A 4,367-nucleotide genomic window follows, 5' to 3' on the forward strand; every position below is an offset into this window, starting at 1 on the left:
CTTGGCAAACCACGATAGACAAGGGTATTGAGGATACTTAGAGGTAACTTAACATAGCGTTTTTGGAGATGGCTAATATTTGCGAAGGTGCGAATTGATTGTTGGGGTAAATAGCGGTCGCGGCTGTAACCGAGAGGAACAATTGCTTTTATCGCTAAATCTTCTGCAAACAACGGAATAATCATGTTTTTCCATTGCCACTCATGGACTGGTAGAAAATAATAATTGACAGGCTCTAAGTTTTGCGATTTTAGTATTGTCTCAAATTCCGCTAGAGTTTCTTCTCCTAACTCCTCTGTCATTAGTGTTTGGTAATCGAGAGCGGTTACAGAATTAAATTGAGCGCGATTTTGTCTTGCAGCAATCCAGAATAGAGCGATCGCCTGTTTACGTTCTGGTGCATGAGCTAAATAGTCATCATAACCAAAACCAATTCGCCCTTTATTGAAAGTAATCCAAGGGTGTCCTTCCATTTCCCCTTCTAAGTGGGGATAGTCCATCTCCAGTAAATCTGTATCCTGTTTTTCTTTTGCTACTTTAATATGAGCATCGGCGAGGAGAGTATTACTTAGTTCTTTCAACAGATGAGCGGTAGTTTCAGAGGTCATTCCCACTGCTATGTATACATCTAAAACAAATTTTAAAGGGTTAGAGGCTGGCAACCATTGCGTCCCTTCCCAGCGTTGGATTGATTCTGGAATGACCCGATAACTATCAAACAAGCGTTGTTTAGCTTCAAAACTATAGATAATACCTTCAGGAAGCGAGAGGCGGTAAAGATGATAGTCTCCCTTAGTTTCAACAATTTCTGGTTGAATAATCTCCTCATACATAAACTCTGAAAGCATTTTAGCTAGTAGGGTATTACCCACAGACTGCCAATTTTGCATTTGTAATGCTTGAGTAAGAACTTGTAACTGATTCATGATTATGGCTCCTGTTTAGAAACGGGTAAGGGTTGAAGGCGTAAAGACATTTTGCGGAAAACTGTGAATTGAGCAAAAAATAAGTTGATACAACAAATCGTTGCGGCGGCTAAAAATGGAGCAGCTAAACTGTAGGTATTAACCAGTGATGAAGCCATTAGCGGCGCACCCAAATGTCCCATATTGGCAAAGGAAGTTGCCAGGCTGTAGTTGAAATGGAGACTTTTAGCAGTGCTACTGCCAAATAATTGCAGTTCTAAAGCAGCTTGAGTCACGGCTAAACAAAATCCGTAAACTCCCCTGGCTAAAACTAGAACTAAGAGGTGTTGCGTCCAACCTTGGAGATACAAACTCCCAGCTAAGACACATAACCCAACTAAATAGACAGGTTTTAATCGTTGTGGATGACAGGATTTGCGAATGTAGGGCAAAGCAGTGATCGCCATAATGCTAGGAATCACAAATAGCAAACTACTTTCTAGAAGGTTGACTTTAAAAGGTGCGGATGCAGTGATATAAGCTGTGAAATAAGGACGCACCAAATTATTTGCTAACTGAAAGGTGAGAATCACTATCCCAATCGCCACTATAAAACTTGTCTGATTACCCCTTATTGAAGGTTGACTTTCTGTAATAACATCTAAGCGTTGTGTAGAAACTCCCCGCAAGATATAAAGGCAGATGCCAAGCTGCAACACATCGGCGGCGGCGATCGGGTAAAATAAGAATAAAGGGGCATCAAGATTCACCATCCAAGCACCAGCGATCGTCGCTGTGATAATTGCGCCGTGAAATACTGCTTGATAAGTTCCGGCTACAGTGGTTCTTTTTTCCTCACCCGCCAATTGAATAATTAAGGGATACACCAATAGATAGCTACTTTTGCATAGCAGTAACAAAATGGAGTAAATCAAAAATTGATTAGCAGTGGTAGATGTCGCCATTAAGGCTGTCATAATTGCTGTTCCCACTTGTCCGATATACAGCAGATGCTTGACTTCAAACTGACGAGCTAAAATTCCCCAAAATGGAGCGCATAGCACTACAGCCAACCGACAAACAAAAATGTAGTATCCGGTATAAGAAAGATCCTCAATCCCAAATACCTTGCGAAAAAACTGGGGGTAGAATGGTGAGAGCAATACCTCGTTGAATACAGCTAAAAATACGCACAGAAATAGCGCGCTGGAGACTAATTGCAGTCGATGTTTCATATCGCAACACCAAACTGTTGAAAGACATTGCGACTATTAACTGGATAAACAGTTTTTCCGGTAATGGTGTTGATAATTACGGAGTTTCGATGAGCGCCTAATCCTAAATCTGGTGCGCCAACGCCGTGAGTATGCAGTTCGCCGTTTTGGACAAAAATTTGGTTGGGAATTTCCTGAGTAAGTTCTAAACGATAGTCAAGATTGACAACATAACGTCCTTGATGCCACTGAATTAGAGAATGAATATCAGCAAGGCAACTAGGAATCTGATGATGATATCCAGTGGCGAGGATAATGCAGTCGGTTTCATGAGCAAATCGCCGATCTTGTTGCAAATGCCGATATTCTAAACGATAAATATCGTCTATTATCTCGACTTCTTTCACTTCTACGGAAGACAGTAAACGTACATTTGGAGAACTATCGGCAACAGAACGTTCGTAAAGCAGGTTATAAATATCTGCAATAGTGTCAAAACTAATGCCTTTGTAAAGTAAGTTTTGCTCTGATAATACTCGCTCTCGCCGTTCGAGAGAAAGCCCGTGGAAATAGTGGATGTAATCAGGGGAAAAATGCTCTAATCCCAGCTTTGAATACTCCATAGGGAAAAAGCCTTGAGAACGAGTGTGCCATTCTAGGCGATAGCCATAAGTTTCTTGTTCTTGCAACAATTGATAAAAAACTTCTGCTGCACTTTGACCCGATCCAATAACTGTAATTGATTTAGATTGACGAGTGCGATCGCGTCGGTGCAAAAATTCTGCCGAGTGAAATACATTTTCTGATAGTACATCTTGCAAGCAAGCAGGTACGCGCGGAACGCTGCCAACTCCTAGAACTAAATTTTGACAGCGATAAGTAGATATAGTTCCCGATGCCATATCTCGTGTTTGGACTTCAAAACAATGAGAATTTTCTTGCCGGGAAATTGTTTCTACTCTTTGCCCAAAATGACAGCTAGGCAGTTGTTGTGCTACCCACTGACAATAATGGTTATACTCCCGGCGGGGAATGTGAAACTGTTCCCAAAAATAAAATTGATAAAGGCGAGATTGTGCCTGTAAATAGCTAAGGAAACTAAATCGGCTACTGGGGTCAGCCATTGTTACTAAATCTGCTAAAAACGGAACTTGAATTGTCGTCCCCTCCATTAGCAAGCCTGGATGCCAGTGAAATTGAGGTTTTTGTTCTAAAAACAGGGCGTTAATTTCTGCTACTGGTTTTAATAGTGCAGCCAAACCTAAATTAAATGGTCCAATACCAACACCGATAATGTCATAAACACAATCAGACATTATTTCCACCTCTTGAGAAAACTTTGGCGATCACAAAACATCAATGCTGCCCGTTTATCAGGTAAGTCAATCTCTGTTTGCAATTCGAAACCGCAGCGTTTAAATACGTGAATCATCTTAGAGTTACGGCTGTCTGGTTCGGTGACAATCTTTGCTGTTTCTGGGTGTTGAAACTGAAAAAATGTCATAGCACGTAACAGGGGCAAGGCGTAACCTTTGCCAAGAAACTCTGGAGAACCAATTAATAAATGGATTCCCCGATCGCAAAGATGTGCGGGATAATAGCGGGAAATAATATCGTCCGCCGCCCAGTAAGATTCCCAGTAACTCATCGGCACATCATCTAGTAAGCCAATATAAAGGGTTTGATGGCGATCGGTGAGTGCTGTTTGTAAGTGTTGCCCCATCCGTTCCATATTGTATGCTAAGTTCCAAAAAGGAATCACATGAGGTTGATTCATCCAGTTGTGAATCAGTGGTAAATCTTCTAAAACAACTGAACGAAATGCGATTACTTTATTAATCTTTGCGTCCCAGGTCTGATAAGAGTATGTCAATGTATTAAGGGACATAGACACCTCCATCAACTAAGGGGTTGTCAATTGCAACATACACAGACTGAGTAGATACCGATCCTACCAATTCATCCATATCGTGAAAGCGGGTGAGAAGATTGGCTTTACAACGTAAATGCGATTGACATAGGAGATTTTGCAACAAAGTAGAACAACCTTGAATCAAAGCTGGTTGGTTTGCTAAGGCTGTTCGCAGTTCGGCTAAAAGTAGTTGTTCGTCTACCAATCCTGCTACACCAAAAGCATTAATCAATCCAAACAAATTATTAACAAATAAGTAGTAACCTATTCGTTCGTCAATTACCGCATCATCACAAAATGTTTGGCTTTTTTGACTAATTCCGGGCAGAATGGCAT

5 protein-coding genes are annotated in these 4,367 nt (G+C 41.1%); all 5 read right to left on the reverse strand.

Features of this window, described 5'->3' with window-relative positions; all coding sequences use genetic code 11:
- Positions 1-926 (reverse strand): IucA/IucC family siderophore biosynthesis protein (locus tag ACEW80_RS13925; RefSeq protein ID WP_373527150.1); only part of this gene is annotated, 926 nt, incomplete at its 3' end.
- Positions 927-928: 2 nt separating this feature from the next.
- The gene (locus ACEW80_RS13930) at positions 929-2,140 is read right to left on the reverse strand and encodes an MFS transporter (protein WP_373527151.1); all 1,212 of its coding nucleotides are present in this window, start codon (positions 2,138-2,140) and stop codon (positions 929-931) included.
- A complete protein-coding gene (locus tag ACEW80_RS13935) occupies positions 2,137-3,435 on the reverse strand; it encodes a lysine N(6)-hydroxylase/L-ornithine N(5)-oxygenase family protein (RefSeq protein WP_373527152.1) in 1,299 nt (432 codons plus the stop codon). Before ACEW80_RS13935 ends, ACEW80_RS13930 begins: the two co-directional genes overlap by 4 nt.
- Positions 3,435-4,007: a GNAT family N-acetyltransferase gene (locus ACEW80_RS13940; RefSeq protein WP_373527153.1), complete on the reverse strand. Its 573-nt coding sequence runs from the start codon at positions 4,005-4,007 to the stop codon at positions 3,435-3,437. Before ACEW80_RS13940 ends, ACEW80_RS13935 begins: the two co-directional genes overlap by 1 nt.
- Positions 3,997-4,367, reverse strand: a 371-nt coding sequence (locus tag ACEW80_RS13945; RefSeq protein ID WP_373527154.1) for a ferric iron reductase, incomplete at its 5' end; no start/stop codon positions are given. The genes ACEW80_RS13940 and ACEW80_RS13945, both read right to left, overlap by 11 nt.

This window comes from Nostoc sp. (assembly GCF_041747015.1).
GTDB lineage: Bacteria > Cyanobacteriota > Cyanobacteriia > Cyanobacteriales > Nostocaceae > Nostoc.